This is a genomic window from Carboxylicivirga sp. (assembly GCF_982718395.1).
Genome location: NZ_CEXQWX010000136.1, coordinates 1 through 16,363, shown reverse-complemented (window position 1 = coordinate 16,363; position 16,363 = coordinate 1). Strand labels below are relative to the sequence as shown.

Below are 16,363 nucleotides of genomic sequence, written 5' to 3'. Positions count from 1 at the left end.
ATATTTCTCTTCATATGAGTAAATTATAATAACATTGTTTTAAAGGTCCTGTTTTAATATTAAAGCAGGACTTTTTTTATAACTGGCTTATTATTAGGCCATGAAAAAACTGAACCATTTTGTTGTCTGGCCTGTTCTACAGGTCAAATGAATATTTATCTGATCAAATGCTTCGCTAATTCGTTTTATTTAATATTTTTATACTAATTTTCAAGATTGAAACTAGTGTTATAACTAAATATAGAGTACTAATCTTATTTGATTATGAGAAATGTAATGACCAAATCTACCATTTATTTTTTGGCTTTGTCTATTAGTGTTTTATCGTTTACTGCTTGTAATTCAGGTCAGAAAAAGCAAAAGGCAGAAGAGCAGGAGATCGTTGAATCAGTTAATGTGGATGGAAAATTAGTGGATGATTTCAAAAAGTCAAAGTTGATTTTTTATTCTTTACCATCGCCTCTTGAAACAGCCATGCTAATCAAGCGTGCTGGGGCTACATATAATCATGATTTATTAAATCCAATATCGAATATAGATAAGTACTCAACTAATCGCCAAATGGCCTTGAATCTGGGTATATATTCTGCCGATTTAAGCTATACCAGCCTGTTTGATCAGACACAAAGCTCTATCAGGTATATGGCGAATGCTAAGAAATTAGCCGATGCATTAGGTATTATGGATGCTATTGATGAAGAAACCTTGGTTAAGTTGGAAGAAAATATGGATGACAGGGATGTAATGCTTGATATTATATCAGAAACATTTATGTCTTCTAATGCATATTTAACGGAAAATGACCGACCTGCAATCGCTGTTATGGTGCTTGTAGGAGGATGGGTTGAAGGTTTATATTTAGCAACTCGCTTAACCAATGGATCAATAGAGAATAATAAGCGTTTGATTGATCGTATAATTTATCAAAAGCTTAGTTTGTATACGGTAATTAATCTACTGGAAGAATACGAGAGTAATGAAGATGTAAAGTATATTCTTAACCGTATTTCAGAGTTAAATGAGATTTTTGAGAAAGTAGAGATTAATACATCTAATGTAGAGGCTGAGACCAACGCAGAAACAAAGGTTACTACCATTAAAGCTGAATCAGAAGCTGTTATTTCTCCAATTGTGTTTGATGAGTTGATGAAGAAAGTTGAGGAGATTCGAACCGAATTCATTTCTTAATTTTTGAAGTTCCAGGTATGCGTATTATTATATTATTGACGATACTGCTTCTTAGTGGCTCAACTTTATTCGGACAATGCATAAACTTTGCACGTAATGTAGGTAAAGAGCAGTTAGGGGATTATATTCACGATGGAAATTACAATGCTACAGTTCTGGAAGAAGGTGAAAAGGCCGAACTTTATAAGACCTTTTTTAGCGATCAAAACTATAGGATTGCAATAGCAAAAGTAGAGCAATTGCCTGATATTCATTTCAGAATTTTGGATAAAGAAGGAAATGTTCTATTCGATAATATGGAACACAATTATAGGTTAGTATGGGATTTTAAAGTTGAATCAACCCAAATGCTGATTGTTGAACTAACTGTTTTGGAGAAAAATCCTCCATCAGAAGAGTTAATTAATGGTTGTGTATCTGTACTGTTTGGGCTGGAGTCTGGTAAAAAGAAGAAGAAGAAGTAAACAAATCAAATCAAAAAAATATAAGAGCTCTATTACGATAGAGCTCTTTTTATATATGGTTTAAGATACGTACCGGTATAAGACTCTTTGCAATCGATTAGTTGCTCGGGAGTGCCTTCAAAAACTATATGCCCCCCTTCATTTCCACCTTCTGGCCCTAAATCAATTATCCAATCTGCTGATTTGATGATGTCCATATTGTGCTCAACAATGATAAGAGAATGCCCTTTTTTGATAAGGGCAGAAAAGGCTTCCAGAAGCTTTTTTATATCATGAAAATGGAGGCCCGTTGTTGGTTCGTCGAAAATAAACATGGTTGGCTGGCTTTTTTCATTTGAAAGAAAGAATGCCAGTTTCACACGCTGACTTTCGCCACCACTTAATGTGCTTGACGATTGACCTAGTTTGATGTAACCCAAACCAACGGCCTGTAACGGTTTTAATCGACGGATTATTCTCTTTTCTGCAGTTTTGTTATTTTGTTCGAAGAAAGTAATGGCTTCGTTAACACTCATTTCAAGAATGTCATATACATTCTTATCATTATACTTTACTTCCAGCACATCATCCTTAAAACGTTTACCTTTACAGCTTTCACATTGCAGAACGATGTCAGCCATAAATTGCATTTCTACTTTTATGGTTCCTTCTCCCTGGCACTCATCACATCTTCCTCCATCAATATTAAACGAAAAATGCGAAGGCTTAAAACCATTGTTTTTGGCAGCTTGTTGATCTGCCATTAATTTCCGGATTTCATCGTAAGCTTTCAGGTAAGTGGCTGGATTTGAACGAGAACTTTTTCCAATAGGGTTCTGGTCAACAAATTCAATTTCAGTTATCTTATTAACACTACCCTCAAGCATATCAAAAGAACCGGTTTTGTCCGCATAGCCTCCAATACGCTTTTTAAGAGCGGGGTACAGAATTTTCTTTACCAATGATGACTTTCCACTTCCAGAAACACCAGTCACAACCGTCATAATATTAAGTGGAAAAGTAGCCGTTATATTTTTTAGATTATTTTCGTTGGCGCCTGTAATTCGGATATAATCGTTATGAGGGCGTCTGGAAATTGGAACCGAAATTTCTTTAGTACCGTTCAGGTATTGAGTTGTTAAACTTAGTTCTGATGCTTCCAGTTGCTTAAAATCTCCCTGAAAAACTAATTCCCCGCCATGCAGGCCGGCCAATGGACCTATATCAATTATCGTATCTGCTGACCGAATAATATCTTCATCGTGTTCAACTACAATTACAGTGTTTCCCACTGTTTGTAAATCTTTAAGAACATTGATTAATAATTCAGTATCACGCGAATGCAAGCCTATGCTTGGTTCGTCCAGAATGTATAATGACCCAACCAGGCTACTGCCTAGACTTGTGGCTAGGTTGATACGTTGGCTTTCTCCACCTGATAATGTTGATGATAATCGGTTAAGAGTTAAATATCCCAGACCTACATTACAAAGGAATCGCAGGCGGCTTGTAATTTCATTTAATATTCTTTTTGACACTTTAGCATCATGCATGTCAAGTTCCAGTTTATTAAAGAACTCAGAAAGCTCGCTTATAGACATCATTACAAGTTCATGTATGCTCTTGTGTCCAACTTTGACCCAGCCGGCTTCTTTTTTCAGGCGGGTACCTTTACACGATGGACATGTTGTTTTTCCACGATAACGTGATAGCATTACCCGGTATTGAATCTTATATTGCTTCTCTTCAACGTGTTTAAAGAATTGATTCAATCCTCTGAAATATTCGTTACCGGTCCATAAAAGTTCTCGTTGTTGAGGACTTAGTTCATAGTACGGACTATGCACAGGAAAATCAAAATGATGGGCATTCTGAATTAACCTGTCTTTCCACGCTTTCATTTTATCACCCTTCCAACATGCAACCGCATCTTCAAATATGGATAAGCTTTTGTTAGGAATTACTAAATCTTCATCAATACCTATGACGTTACCAAAACCTTCACATTCCGGGCATGCACCCACCGGGTTGTTAAAGGTGAACATATGCTCAGAAGGAATTTCAAACTCAATACCATCGAGTTCAAATTTGTTTGAGAATGATTTTGTATAAGTGCCATTTTCTCCATAAGTTTTTACAAAACACTCACCTTTACCTTCGTAAAAAGCAGTTTGAACTGAATCAGCCAACCTGCTTAAGGTGTCTTCATCGTCAGATGCTGAAAGTCGATCAATAACGAGGTTAATTTCTTTGCACGAAGTCGACATTTGGTCTTGTTTCTCTAGTATTTCATCTATTCGAACGAATGAATCATCAATTTCAACCCTACTAAAACCTTGTTTTAATAATATTTCAAGATGTTCCGTACATTTTCTGTCATCGGAATAAATGATAGGAGCCAAAATACTCAACCTGGTACCTGCTCCTATATCAGCAATGTATTCAACTACGTCGCTGGTGTAGTGCCGTTTAACTACCTGACCGCTAACAGGTGAAATAGTTTTGCCAATTCGTGCAAACAGGAGTTTGATATAGTCGTATATTTCTGTGCTAGTACCAACTGTGGAGCGAGGATTACGTGTATTAACCTTTTGCTCAATAGCAATTGCAGGTGGAATGCCTTTGATAAAGTCAACTTCTGGTTTATCAAGTCGTCCAAGAAACTGTCGGGCATAAGAACTTAAGCTTTCAACATATCGTCTTTGCCCTTCAGCATACAAGGTATCAAAAGCCAGGGAAGATTTACCACTTCCTGAAACTCCTGTAATTACAATGAACTGATTTCGTGGGATTTTGAGATCAATATTTTTTAAATTATGAACCCGTGCACCTTTTACGGTTATATTCTTCTCCTGCATTAGATCGTACTATTTTGTGGCACCAAAGATAAATAACAGCCAATTAGAAAGGAAACAATTCTTTATTGAATAAGTTGAAATTAGGAGTGCTTTCAAAAATCTTTCAGAGTTGGCTAATTAATACTATAAATTGACCAATAAGTAAAAGCTCTTACCAATTGCTCATCTTCTCGAAAAGGTTTAAATGCGTTGGTTTGGTGAGTTTGATTGTTTTATTTAATTAATGACGCATTTAGGATTGAGATTAATGAAATAAAATCCTGTTTGGTTTTTAATTTTTTTTTTACTTTTTTTACAACCGAAAACAGTCATTTACCATTTTTTAAAATATTCGCCTATCGAAGCACCTTTACAAGATGTTTAAAAGTTAAGAATATGGAAAAGCAATTAGTGCTTTCTGATGAGCAACTTGTGAAGGATTTTGTTGCCGGTAATTGTAGTTCAATTGATAAACTAATAGAGCGGCACAAGGCAAAGATTTTTTCCTACATTGTAATGTGTGTTAAGCAGCAGGAATTAGCTGAAGATATTTTTCAGGAAGCTTTTATCCGCGTGATCAGAACTCTAAAGAACGGTCGTTACTCAGATAATGGTAAATTTTCATCCTGGGTGATGCGTATAGCACACAATCTAATTATTGATCATTATCGAAAGCAAAAGAATCAGTCGGTTATTTCAAACGATAATTATGAGTACGATTTATTTAACTCTACTCAATTTTCGGATGCTTCCGTAGAGGAAAGAATGGTTACTGATCAGGTTTTGAGTGAAGTTGGAAAATTGGTTAATCTTCTGCCTGAAAATCAAAAAGAGGTAGTGGTAATGCGCCATTATCGCGATTTAAGTTTTAAAGAAATTGCGGAAGAAACAAATGTGAGTATTAATACTGCACTTGGTCGTATGCGATATGCATTAATGAATTTGCGTCGTTTGGCTGAAGAAAGAAATATTTCTTTAACCTTATCGTAGACCATACAATATTTGCTTATGCACTACGTTACTAATTATGTAACATTTAAGAAAGTGCCTATGAGCGAAACAACTACTCACGATTTTTTAGCCAACGAAGAGGAGGCTGGTTATTGGTTGTCAGTTTACGACAAGCTACCCGATGCATTGTTTAGTAACGTGGATGTTGTACCACATTCATTTATTGTGTCAAAAATTAAGGCTTTTGCGCGTGCATATAAGCCAATTAAAGTGTTGGGAATAGAAAAAGGATTAATGATTAACTAGTCATAGAAAGATTTGGCAAAACTATGAAATGCCCCTTTCTTCTTGATAATTCTTACCCAAAATGCATTAATAAAACCGGATCCGTATCCGGTTAACTGAATTAATGATGCCCATGTACTTAAAATAGCAACATGGGCATTTTTAGTACGTATAAGTGCATCAGTCAAAATTATACCTGGAAATAATATAAATGGTAAAAAGAACCATTGACTGATAAATATTGCAAATAGCAGTAACAGGGGATAGCCTATAGTAAAAACTGATGGCAATATATGAACTGGTTTAAGTGTGCCGGTATGAAGCAATGATAAATCAATTCGAGCTATTCCTGAATTAAAAACCTGCTTAAAGAAGGCTTTGAAATGTGTCCGGCGTTTGTGGTAAACATGCGCTTCCTTTATCAAGCCAACCGAATAATTGCTTTTCATGATTCTCATGCTTAAATCAAGGTCTTCACCAAAGCGCATATTGTTAAAGCCATTAACTGATTTAAAAACTTCCTGACGAACTCCTAGGTTAAAGCTACGCGGATAAAATTTATCCATCTTCCTGCTTCCACCTCTGATACCTCCGGTTGTAATTGGGGAAGTCATTGAATAACTGATGGCTTTCTGAATAGGCGTAAAAAAAGGATGGGATTCATCTGGTCCACCAAAACAATCAAGTGCTTGTATATCTAGGTGTTCTAATACGTGATTAAAATAGTTAGATGGTATAATACAATCACTATCGAAAAAAATCAAGTATTCACCTTTCGCTTTGGAAGCACCATGATTTCGTGCAGGACCAGGCCCTTGGTTTTCTTGCGTATAATAATGAAGATCAAGCTGATTAAAATACGGTTCGATTACATCTTTACAAGGGGTTGAGGAACCATCTTCAACAATGATAACTTCAAAAACAGACTTTGCAGATTGTAATGTGAGAGACTCAAGAAGTTCAACAATTTCGTCTGGTCGATTGTATATAGGAATAATTACTGAAAATTGCATGTGGGCTTCGTTATAGCTGCAAAGATATGAATTATTAGTGTTTCAAAAGGTTATTGAAAGTTAAAGCTTACACAATATCAATATATAACAGAAACCATTATTCTCTTGTTAAAATCAACATAGGATCACCAACAATATTAGAATAGATAGGTCTGTACCGGTTTGTGTCATAAAACTTGCTGACATTCACCTTCTTAGTGCTCTCACCATTTTCATCTTTTTTAACAGCTTCAATTGAAATGTGATTGTACTTACCATCGTTAATACAAACCATTTGACCAGACATTCCCTCTATAATCAGGTCCATTGCCAGGTTAGCATAGGCAGTTGGTACAATAGAATCAAGAGCATCCGGTTCACCTGACCTCACTAAATAACCCAATTTCTGGTTAATGATATTAATGGTTTTTCCCTGATTGAATTTTGGAGATAACCGTTTCAGTTGCTGTCCGATATCTTCACCAATTCCACCTAGTTTTTTATGCCCGAAGGCATCAGTTTCCTGACTGCTATAGATAATATTACCCCCTTCGTAGCTTGCCCCTTCAGATACCAATACTACAGCATACTTACTGGGATTATTATTTCGATCTTCGACCATAAGAGCTGTTAACTGCTCAATGTTAATTTTGTGTTCAGGTATTATGCAGCGGTCAGCAGCACCACCTACGGTAGGTAAAAGAGCTGAGAAGCCAGCGTTGCGGCCAAATACTTCCAGTACAAGAAAGCGTTCATGAGATCCTGCACAAGTTCGAAGAGCATGAGTTAGTTCAATTGTGCGAGTAATGCATGTGCTAAATCCAATACAGTATTCAGTTCCAGGTACATCGCCGTCCATTGTTTTTGGAATACCGATTGTTCGAACACCTTCGTGATGAAGGCGAACAGCGTAACTTAGTGTGTCATCTCCACCTATTGGAATTAAATAATCAATCCCCAGGTATTTTAGGTTTGAAACTGCCTCCTTTGTTAAGTCATTAAACTCATCTTTATATATTGACTTTAAATGATCCGGAATATCGTTCAAATGTACTTTATCCGCTTTTGTGCGACTCGAATGTAGAAATGTACCTCCTGTTCTTCCCAGTCGATTGACTATATGATCATTGAGAATCATACAATATTCCTGCTCTTCAAAGGGAAGGAGTGGGTTAATGGATATAACACCTTTCCAGCCATTTTTGATACCTATTACTTTAAAGCCTTCCCGAGTTGCACGAATAGTTATGGCTCTGATAGCAGGATTTAAACCTGGAACGTCACCACCACCTGTTAAAATTGCAATTGTTTTGGAACTGTGCTTCTTTAAAATCATAGCTGAGAAGTTTAATGATGTCGTTTGTTCCTACAAGATATTATCTAAAAAGCTGCAAATCAATGTTGATTAAGGAAAAATGACGATAAATTAAATGTTTTTATGACTTAGCGGGTAGTTGCTATCGATATGTTAATATTATCTCCACCTTGTTTGAAATATTAATCAAATTCACTCTAAATAAGTTAAAGATTGTAAATTGTTTATAAGGAGTTTTTCAGTTTTGAAAAAATATCGGCAAATTTGCACATCTTTTTAAAAGATGTTTTAAAACATATTTTGATAGGATTCAAAAGTATAAAACAATACAAGACAGTATGATGATTAAAAGTCCACTTCAGATTGCACGTGAGAATTATGTGCCAAAGATGCCATCTTCGTTAAATGGTGGTGTTAAAATTGTTGAAGGAAAAGCTACTGAATCTGTAGCTGATCAGGAAGATATAAAAAAGATATTCCCGAATACTTACGGGATGCCTGTATTAAATTTTGAACCTGGCGATGATAAAGCGTATTCAGCACAGAATGTTGGTGTAATCTTATCTGGTGGTCAGGCTCCGGGAGGACACAATGTAATCTCTGGACTATATGATGGATTGAAAAAACTTAATTCAGATAATAAATTGTACGGTTTTCTTGGTGGACCTGGTGGTTTAGTAGATAACCAGTACATTGAGTTAACAGCAGATATTGTTGATCATTACCGTAATACTGGTGGTTTTGATATTATTGGTTCGGGACGTACAAAATTAGAAGAGGAAGCACAATTTGAGAAGGCTCTTGTGAATTGCAAAGAGTTGAACATTACTGCTTTGGTAATTATTGGTGGTGATGATTCAAACACAAATGCTTGTGTATTGGCAGAATACTACAAAAATAAGGAAGCAGGTGTTCAGGTTATTGGGGTGCCAAAAACAATTGATGGTGACCTTAAAAATGAAATGATTGAAACTTCATTTGGTTTTGATACAGCCTGCAAAGTATACAGCGAATTAATTGGTAATATTCAGCGTGATGCTAATTCAGCTAAAAAATACTGGCACTTCATTAAGTTGATGGGACGTTCGGCTTCACATATTGCTTTGGAGTGTGCATTGCAAACTCAGCCAAACGTAACGATTGTATCTGAAGAAGTTGAAGCAAAGCAGCAAACATTGGATGATGTTGTTAGTTACATTGCAAATATTGTTGCGAAGCGTGCTGAAAATGGTGATAACTTTGGTACTGTATTAATACCGGAAGGTCTTGTTGAATTTATTCCGGCAATGAAAAAGTTGATAGCTGAATTAAATGACTTCTTAGCTCATAATGAAGAAGCTGTTAACGCCTTGGAAGGAAATAAAGAAAAACGAGAGTTTGTAGCTAAACGTATTTCAGAAGAATCTCGTGAGGTATTTGTTTCATTACCTAACTCAATTGCTAATCAGTTGATGCTTGATCGCGATCCACACGGTAATGTGCAGGTTTCGTTGATTGAAACGGAAAAAATGCTAATCGACATGGTGAAGGCTAAGTTGAAGAAAATGAAGAAAGCTGGTGAATTTAAAGGTAAATTCAAAGGTCAGCCTCATTTCTTTGGCTACGAAGGTCGTTGTGCTGCTCCTTCAAACTTCGATGCTGATTACTGTTATTCATTAGGTAACACCGCTTCGATGTTAATTGGCGAAGGAAAAACTGGTTACATGGCATCAGTACGTAACTTAACAGCTCCATCAACAGAATGGATTGCCGGGGGAGTACCTGTTACCATGATGATGAATATGGAAAAGCGTCACGGTGAAATGAAGCCAGTAATTCAAAAAGCATTGGTACAACTTAATGGAGCTCCGTTCCAGAAGTTGGTTGAAAGCCGTGAAGAGTGGGCGATCAACACTAACTATGTTTATCCTGGCCCAATTCAATATTTTGGACCATCTGAAGTTTGTGATATTACTACTAAAACGCTTAAGTTTGAACAAGAATAAGTAAGATTTAATAATATAACCCGTAACTAATGTAGTTACGGGTTTTTTATATATTTTTGCGCAAATAGTTATTTAAGTATTCAATTTCCTTTTTATAAGAATCATGTCGAAAATTGTAACACTTTCCGAAGCAGCTTCCATAGCTTTACATTCAATGGTTTTAATTGCACGTAGCGATAAAAAGCTTAATGTCAATCAAATATCTGAGGCTATTGATAGTTCTAAGCACCACGTGGCGAAAGTGATGCAACGACTGGCCAAGGAGGATTTTGTTGCATCAAATAGAGGGCCAAGTGGTGGATTTGTATTGAAGCAAGAGCCAACGGAAATTTCTTTATTGATGATTTATGAAGCAATTGAAGGAAAAGTAGCCATTCAATCTTGTCCGGGTGATAAACGATCATGTATCATTGGTGCTTGCATGTTAGGCGACTTATCACGTAATATGACCAAAGAATTTAAAGAATATATGGAAAGCCACTTTCTGAATGAATACCTGTAATTTCATCATGAGTTTTCCTTTTTAAGCCATTTGTTATTGTGCTTAATTTTAATGTTTTGCTGGAGTAGTATTCGCTCCAGCTTTTTTATTTTATTAGGTGAGAAATATAGGGATACAGATTTCGTTTTAATTTCTTCACCTTCAAAAAAAGAGATGCTAGTTCGATAATAAGTCAGCATATATGTGAAGCTGATATTAACAATGTTTTTAAGGTGAATTGTATTCAATTGGTTATTAAGTACATGATTCTTTGTGATTAGATGTTCATGCTTAATGATCAGCATCTTTCCTTTTATATTATAAGAAAGGAAAAGTGATATCAAATAGATTGCACTCCAGGAGCCAATGATAACGAATGGGAGAGATGTGTATAAAGTATTTATTACAGGAAGCGTTAATCCAAATAATAAGGTGTAAGAGGCAAAAGGAATGAGCAAATAAGCATTAGGTTTAAGCGAAATCAGAGGTTCAGAATAGCGAGTGTGAGTAAGATCTAATTCATTTTTGTATTGCACATTATGAGGAGATTTAAATCCTCTAAAAACTTTATTGGCAGGATCCTGATTTAGAAGCTGGCATAATTCGAGGTATAATTCAGGTAGCTTTGATCTAAAAGTTTCAGGCGCTTCGAAAAAATGCTCAACGGCAACCGAGAAGAATTCTTTAGTATTGGTTGATCCATAATTTCGAAGAAAATTGCTATTACCATTTCTCATTTTTACAATCTCCTCAAAAGCAGACTGTCTAAACTTATCCATGAGCCGGTGTACATTATAGCGCCGTCCTTGCGTTAAGAACAAATCAAGATCCAAGGCGTGAGCCATTTCGTGCAGACCCAAATTAACTTTATCTGTATGATCGGCATAACCTTGCTCAAAGTATTTCCATGAAAGTATGATCAATCCGGCCTGATTAACTTCTCCGCGATGATATCGACGCGTTAGCCTGTTATAATATGCATCTTCATGCACTAATATAGTTTTAAAACGTGCAAACCTTACATTGTCTAATCCAAATGTTAGTTGAATAGCCGAAGCCGAAATCAAAGTTTTCTTATGTAAGCTAAGTCTGGGAGCATTTGATGAAACCCAATTTCGATGCTTCATAAACTGAAGTACTCGTAATATAAATTCAGCCTTAAGGTTATCGGGTAATTTTTTATAGTAAATGAAATTATCCTCCAGAATTTGCTTGATCTTATTCCATTTAGGCGATTGCTGAGCGACTCTTAAACTTAACGTGTGAGAACGCTTAAATTTTAAGTACTCATTAGCAATAACAAGTATGGCAACAGCCATACCTCCCAAAAATATGAGGATGACGTAAATAGATTCTTTACTCATTTAACAAATGGATAGTGTGACAAGCAATAACACCGGCGGTTTCGGTTCTTAAACGACTATTACCAAGTGATATGGTTTCAAAGTGTGTTTTAGTGGCCAACTCAACCTCGTTTTCTGAAAAATCGCCTTCCGGACCAATGCAAAGAACACAATCAGTTCCGACTGTATAAGCCTGTTTTAAAGGTGTTTTATCAGACTCATGGCAATGTGCGATAAATCCTTGTGAGGTATGTGCGTGGTTCAAAAAGGTTTCAAAAGGTGTTAACTCATTAATTTTTGGCATATATGCCTTTAAAGATTGTTTCATTGCTGCTATCACAACACGTTCAATACGATCTGTTCTAACCTTTTTTCGTTCTGAGTGCTGACATAAAAGAGGCGTAATTTCATCAATGCCAAGTTCCATAGCTTTTTCTATCATCCATTCAAAACGGTCGTTACTTTTAGTTGGCGCAACAGCCAAATGAATTTTAAAAGGATGAGGAGGAAACGTTTTAGTTTCTACCTGTTTTAACTCACACTTTTTAGGATGAGCATCTAAAATCTGGCAAGTGAAATATTTACCTTTGCCATTCGCTACAACAATAGTATCACCCGCTTTATGACGCAAAACGTTAATGCAATGCTTGCTTTCAGTTTCATTTAATCGGCCTTCACCAATAAATTCAGGGTCGAAGAATAGCTCCATATTGAAATTCTTTTGCTGTAAAGATAAAGCTCTTTCTTAAGGTGATTTAGTTTGCAGTGAATTTTTACGCTCAAATATCCGAACAGGAATCTTGACTATAAATTCTGCACCCTTCGATATTTGTGATTCTACCCGAATTTCACCTTTCATTAATTGAACAAGACTTTTTGTAATCGATAGGCCTAATCCTGTTCCTCCATGTTTTTTTATAGTAGATTCATCAATTTGCCTGAATCGTTCAAATATGATTGCTTTATCTTTATCAGGAATACCAGGCCCGGTGTCTTTTACTGAGATCAGCAACTGTTGTTCTTCGTTAACTTCATATCCCACTTCGATAAATCCTTTCTCAGTAAACTTTATGGCATTCGAAACCAGATTAAGTAGAATCTGATATATGCGCAAAGGATCGGTATATATGTATAAAGGGCTTTCGTCAAGAGGTTTCTTTATTTTAAATTCGATTTGTTTCTGTAGGTTATTGCATAAGCTTAGCCCAACGCTATGTACTTCTTTAACCATGTCGTGAAGATTAATTTTGTCTTCGACTATCTTCAATTCACCAGATTCAATTTTACTAATATCAATAATATCATTGATCAATGTTAACAGGTTCTCGCCACTTCTCTTAATAAGGTTCAGATACTCATGTTGTTCGCTTGGGTTTAGTTGACTGTAAATCAATAAATCGGTAAAACCAAGAATTGCATTCATTGGTGTTCTGATTTCGTGTGACATATTTGCCAGGAAAGAAGATTTCAGTCGATCACTCTCTTCAGCCTTCTCTTTTGCTTTTTTTAATTCCGTTTCAAATGCTTTTTGGTCATTTATATTAAGGATGATACCAGTTATTCGTGTAGGTACTCCATTTGTGCTTGCTGTTATTTTGCCATGAATAGAGAACCAGGCAGCGCTTTTGTCCTTTTTTATTAAACGAGACTCACATTGGAAAACATCTGCATTGCCATCTTTGTGTGTGTAGTAGGCTTCTTTTACCTGTTCAATATCTTGCGGTAAAACATATTCGTGCCAGTTATCCAGCTTAAAGTCTATTTCAGAGGCAGAATCGTAGCCTAGTAACCTGGCAAATTGTTCACTGATGTATATGTTTTGGTTAACAAGGTCAATATCCCAAAGTCCTTCGTTGGCTCCTTTTATTGCTAATTCGAGCCGTTTTTCACTATCGATATAATTAATCTCGATTCTTTTACGCTTAATAATATCACCAATAAGAACCAGAATAATAGAAACAAAAACTATTAGAATGGAGAGAATGATGATTAATTCTTTTTTATAGGTTTTTATAAAGAGATTCTCTTGATTAATGATTTCTGCAACATCATCAATGTTAATAAGATCTAATTGATGCTTTTGTAACTGAAGGAAATCAATGATGGTGTGATTAGTTGGATGATTATGCACTTGTATTTTTCTGCTATTCAATATATCACCCATTAGTCTGGCCGATATTTGCCCTTGTTCTGCAGCTTTTAACACTTTACCACCCACAATGAGATTCGGAAATAAAAAGTCCCAATTACTATATATTGGAATATAAATCTCATCAAAAAAATATTTGCTTTCAAGCATCATCTCATTAGGAATACCATTGCGTTCAGTGTATAAACTTAAAAGGTAAATAGCCCTGTTATTAACAGGAATCTGAGCCAGAGTATTCTTTAACGTTGCAGGATTGGTGCTATTAATAATGCGATAAGTATAGGAACGTTCTTCACTTTCAAATGCGGTAATAAATTGATTTACAAAAATATTACCGGATAGTGTTTTATCTGAAATGACAATAATCTCTTCAATATCAGCCTGCAGTTCTTCAATTAGTTGTATGGTTCCGCTTATATCAATTAATTCATAAACTATTGCGTGCTTGGTTGTGTCAATAAGGTGAAGTTGTTCATTAATATCATTGACACCACAAAAAACAGCAGGCACATCGCCCCATATGTCTTTTCCGTACTTTAAAAAGAAATCGAAAGCATGATTGTCTGAACAAATGACACCATCCACCTGATGATCGTGATATTTCAGGTAGTACTGATCACGTAATGTATTGATGTAGGCTTCTGAATAAAAACGTTTGCTATCCATATATTCACAAAACAAACGTGTAGTCTGATCATGATGAAAATACTCAGAAATGGCATTGTTAATGTCAGCAGTCCATTTGAAGCCGCTGTGATACGAGTTAAGAATAACCACCTCTTTCAGGTTATCAGCTTTTGATTGAACTCCTAAAAGAACGATTAACAGTAAAAGAAAACATTTACCAATAACTTGTTTAATAAATAAAGTCATCAGATATGGGTTGTTTTAGTAACTTAAAGATACAGAAAGAAATTAAAAATACTAATGGGATTAATGACTTGAATAAAAGCCTGTTTACGTCTTGATAAATATGTCATAACTTGCGTGACTGATAATCAAATTTAAACCATATTATTATGAAATTATTGATCATTAGCACACTCTTATTGGCGCAGGTAAGTTTTACTTATGCACAAAATTGCAGAGCCTATATTCCTTATGACAAAGGCACTAAAACTGAATTAACCAATTACAATAAGAAAGGTAAAGTTGAGGGGATAATAAGTCAGGAAATAACAGAGGTTGAACATACTGGTGACAATAGTATATTCTCCATGCATCAAAAGGTGATTGATCCAAAGTCAAATGATGTAACCTTTGAGAATGATATGACTTTCAGATGCGAAGGCGGAACGTTCTATATTGATATGAACGGATATCTGGATCAAAAGCAGATGGAAGCTTATAGCGATATGGAAGTTAAGTTGTCGATGGATGAGATGGACATACCATCATCTTATACTGCAGGACAAAAATTGAAAGACGGAAAAATTGAAATGGAAGTAATTGGCGGCCCTATGCCAATTAGGATGTTGGTGAGTATCATTAACCGAAAAGTTGAAGGAGAAGAGCAGTTAACCACACCTGCAGGAACATTTGATTGTGTTAAAATCTCGCAGGATATCGTTACCAAATCAATTATAACGATGACTATTAGCTCTGTTGAATGGTATGCCGAAGGTGTTGGCGTTGTGAGAAGCGAAACACTTAGAAAAGGCAAGCTGACCGGTTACAGTGAACTGACAAAGTTTATTAAGCCATAATTGACAAAAGAAATGGTCGAAAATAATGTTTGATGGGAAAAGAATCTCATCCGATTCATTGTGTCATATAGTAAATCTTTTAAATACTTTTGTCAAAAAAATATCAAGATGGATTATACAAAGGTTGAGGTAAAGGTGAGCCCAATTGATCAGGTGACAAACGAAATAGTAATGGCACAGATGGGCGATATGGGATTTGATAGTTTTGAAGAAACCGATAATGGGTTTAACGCATACATTCCTTGCAATTTGTTTGAACAGGTTGATTTATCGCAACTCAGCAGTCCGATTGAGGGAGTGAAGCTGACATTTAAAAGTGAAGAGATTGCAGATCAAAACTGGAACAAAGTATGGGAAGAAAACTACTTTCATCCAATTATTATCGATAAGCAATGTATGATTCGAAGCTCATTTCACCAGGTTGATCATCAGTGTAAATATGAAATTGTTATCAATCCACGAATGGCATTTGGAACAGGGCATCATGAAACAACCAGCCTGATGGTACGTCAGATTCTGGAACATGATTTTGGCGGTTTAAAGGTGTTGGATATGGGATGCGGAACCGGTATTTTAGGGATGCTATGCTCGATGAAAGGAGCAGCCCAGGTTACAGGGATTGATATTGATGAATGGGCTTATAATAATGCTATTGAAAGTATTGAGCTCAATAACATTAATAACATGA

General features: G+C 35.8%; 14 protein-coding genes. 8 read left to right on the top strand and 6 right to left on the bottom strand.

The window, feature by feature from the left end:
* Positions 1-264 precede the first annotated feature (264 nt).
* Both AC4MRQ_RS19615 and AC4MRQ_RS19610 read left to right on the top strand, forming a co-directional pair.
* A complete protein-coding gene (locus tag AC4MRQ_RS19615) occupies positions 265-1,188 on the top strand; it encodes a hypothetical protein (RefSeq protein ID WP_491199410.1) in 924 nt (307 codons plus the stop codon).
* Between the two features lie 17 nt (positions 1,189-1,205).
* Positions 1,206-1,652, top strand: coding sequence for a hypothetical protein (locus AC4MRQ_RS19610; protein WP_491199409.1), 447 nt, complete (start codon positions 1,206-1,208; stop codon positions 1,650-1,652).
* A 32-nt stretch (positions 1,653-1,684) separates the two neighbouring features.
* Here the strand turns inward: AC4MRQ_RS19610 and uvrA are convergent, their stop codons facing one another.
* A complete protein-coding gene (gene uvrA, locus AC4MRQ_RS19605; protein ID WP_491199408.1) occupies positions 1,685-4,489 on the bottom strand; it encodes an excinuclease ABC subunit UvrA in 2,805 nt (934 codons plus the stop codon).
* 375 nt (positions 4,490-4,864) lie between these two features.
* Here uvrA and AC4MRQ_RS19600 point away from each other — a divergent pair, with 375 nt between their 5' ends.
* A complete protein-coding gene (locus AC4MRQ_RS19600) occupies positions 4,865-5,458 on the top strand; it encodes an RNA polymerase sigma factor (RefSeq protein WP_491199407.1) in 594 nt (197 codons plus the stop codon).
* Between the two features lie 60 nt (positions 5,459-5,518).
* Positions 5,519-5,725 (top strand): hypothetical protein, encoded by a 207-nt coding sequence (locus tag AC4MRQ_RS19595; RefSeq protein WP_491199406.1) that lies wholly within the window; start codon positions 5,519-5,521, stop codon positions 5,723-5,725.
* Here the strand turns inward: AC4MRQ_RS19595 and AC4MRQ_RS19590 are convergent.
* Together AC4MRQ_RS19590 and AC4MRQ_RS19585 are read right to left on the bottom strand one after the other, a co-directional pair.
* Complete coding sequence (locus tag AC4MRQ_RS19590) at positions 5,722-6,717, bottom strand: glycosyltransferase family 2 protein (protein ID WP_491199405.1); 996 nt, start codon at positions 6,715-6,717, stop codon at positions 5,722-5,724. The genes AC4MRQ_RS19595 and AC4MRQ_RS19590 overlap by 4 nt on opposite strands.
* A gap of 97 nt (positions 6,718-6,814) precedes the next feature.
* Positions 6,815-8,032, bottom strand: coding sequence for a 6-phosphofructokinase (locus AC4MRQ_RS19585; protein ID WP_491199404.1), 1,218 nt, complete (start codon positions 8,030-8,032; stop codon positions 6,815-6,817).
* A gap of 317 nt (positions 8,033-8,349) precedes the next feature.
* Between AC4MRQ_RS19585 and AC4MRQ_RS19580 the strand changes: the two genes are divergently transcribed.
* Positions 8,350-9,996, top strand: a complete 1,647-nt coding sequence (locus AC4MRQ_RS19580) for a diphosphate--fructose-6-phosphate 1-phosphotransferase (protein WP_491199403.1) — start codon at positions 8,350-8,352, stop codon at positions 9,994-9,996.
* Between the two features lie 103 nt (positions 9,997-10,099).
* Positions 10,100-10,498 (top strand): RrF2 family transcriptional regulator, encoded by a 399-nt coding sequence (locus tag AC4MRQ_RS19575; RefSeq protein ID WP_491199402.1) that lies wholly within the window; start codon positions 10,100-10,102, stop codon positions 10,496-10,498.
* A gap of 5 nt (positions 10,499-10,503) precedes the next feature.
* On the opposite strand, the gene AC4MRQ_RS19570 is transcribed toward AC4MRQ_RS19575, so the two are convergent.
* Genes AC4MRQ_RS19570 through AC4MRQ_RS19560 form a run of 3 tightly spaced genes read right to left on the bottom strand, consistent with a single transcriptional unit; the run spans position 10,504 to position 14,842 of the window.
* Positions 10,504-11,841: a zinc-dependent peptidase gene (locus AC4MRQ_RS19570; RefSeq protein WP_491199401.1), complete on the bottom strand. Its 1,338-nt coding sequence runs from the start codon at positions 11,839-11,841 to the stop codon at positions 10,504-10,506.
* Entirely contained in the window at positions 11,834-12,529 is a 696-nt protein-coding gene (locus tag AC4MRQ_RS19565) for a 16S rRNA (uracil(1498)-N(3))-methyltransferase (RefSeq protein ID WP_491199400.1), read from the bottom strand. The genes AC4MRQ_RS19570 and AC4MRQ_RS19565 overlap by 8 nt, the downstream gene beginning before the upstream one ends.
* A gap of 36 nt (positions 12,530-12,565) precedes the next feature.
* On the bottom strand, positions 12,566-14,842 hold the full coding sequence (locus tag AC4MRQ_RS19560) for an ATP-binding protein (RefSeq protein WP_491199399.1): 2,277 nt from the start codon (positions 14,840-14,842) through the stop codon (positions 12,566-12,568).
* A 146-nt stretch (positions 14,843-14,988) separates the two neighbouring features.
* On the opposite strand from AC4MRQ_RS19560, the gene AC4MRQ_RS19555 reads away from it, so the two are divergent.
* Both AC4MRQ_RS19555 and prmA read left to right on the top strand, forming a co-directional pair.
* Entirely contained in the window at positions 14,989-15,675 is a 687-nt protein-coding gene (locus AC4MRQ_RS19555) for a TapB family protein (protein WP_491199398.1), read from the top strand.
* A gap of 108 nt (positions 15,676-15,783) precedes the next feature.
* A partial coding sequence (prmA, locus tag AC4MRQ_RS19550) for a 50S ribosomal protein L11 methyltransferase (protein ID WP_491199397.1) occupies positions 15,784-16,363 on the top strand: 580 nt, incomplete at its 3' end.

Coding starts and splice junctions, on each gene's coding strand:
- AC4MRQ_RS19600 (WP_491199407.1), top strand. CDS start 4,865: ATGGAAAAGCAATTAGTGCTTTCTGATGAGCAACTTGTGAAGGATTTT.
- AC4MRQ_RS19570 (WP_491199401.1), bottom strand. CDS start 11,841: ATGAGTAAAGAATCTATTTACGTCATCCTCATATTTTTGGGAGGTATG.
- AC4MRQ_RS19560 (WP_491199399.1), bottom strand. CDS start 14,842: ATGACTTTATTTATTAAACAAGTTATTGGTAAATGTTTTCTTTTACTG.
- AC4MRQ_RS19615 (WP_491199410.1), top strand. CDS start 265: ATGAGAAATGTAATGACCAAATCTACCATTTATTTTTTGGCTTTGTCT.
- AC4MRQ_RS19555 (WP_491199398.1), top strand. CDS start 14,989: ATGAAATTATTGATCATTAGCACACTCTTATTGGCGCAGGTAAGTTTT.
- AC4MRQ_RS19590 (WP_491199405.1), bottom strand. CDS start 6,717: ATGCAATTTTCAGTAATTATTCCTATATACAATCGACCAGACGAAATT.
- uvrA (WP_491199408.1), bottom strand. CDS start 4,489: ATGCAGGAGAAGAATATAACCGTAAAAGGTGCACGGGTTCATAATTTA.
- AC4MRQ_RS19575 (WP_491199402.1), top strand. CDS start 10,100: ATGTCGAAAATTGTAACACTTTCCGAAGCAGCTTCCATAGCTTTACAT.
- AC4MRQ_RS19580 (WP_491199403.1), top strand. CDS start 8,350: ATGATGATTAAAAGTCCACTTCAGATTGCACGTGAGAATTATGTGCCA.
- AC4MRQ_RS19565 (WP_491199400.1), bottom strand. CDS start 12,529: ATGGAGCTATTCTTCGACCCTGAATTTATTGGTGAAGGCCGATTAAAT.
- AC4MRQ_RS19585 (WP_491199404.1), bottom strand. CDS start 8,032: ATGATTTTAAAGAAGCACAGTTCCAAAACAATTGCAATTTTAACAGGT.
- AC4MRQ_RS19595 (WP_491199406.1), top strand. CDS start 5,519: ATGAGCGAAACAACTACTCACGATTTTTTAGCCAACGAAGAGGAGGCT.
- AC4MRQ_RS19610 (WP_491199409.1), top strand. CDS start 1,206: ATGCGTATTATTATATTATTGACGATACTGCTTCTTAGTGGCTCAACT.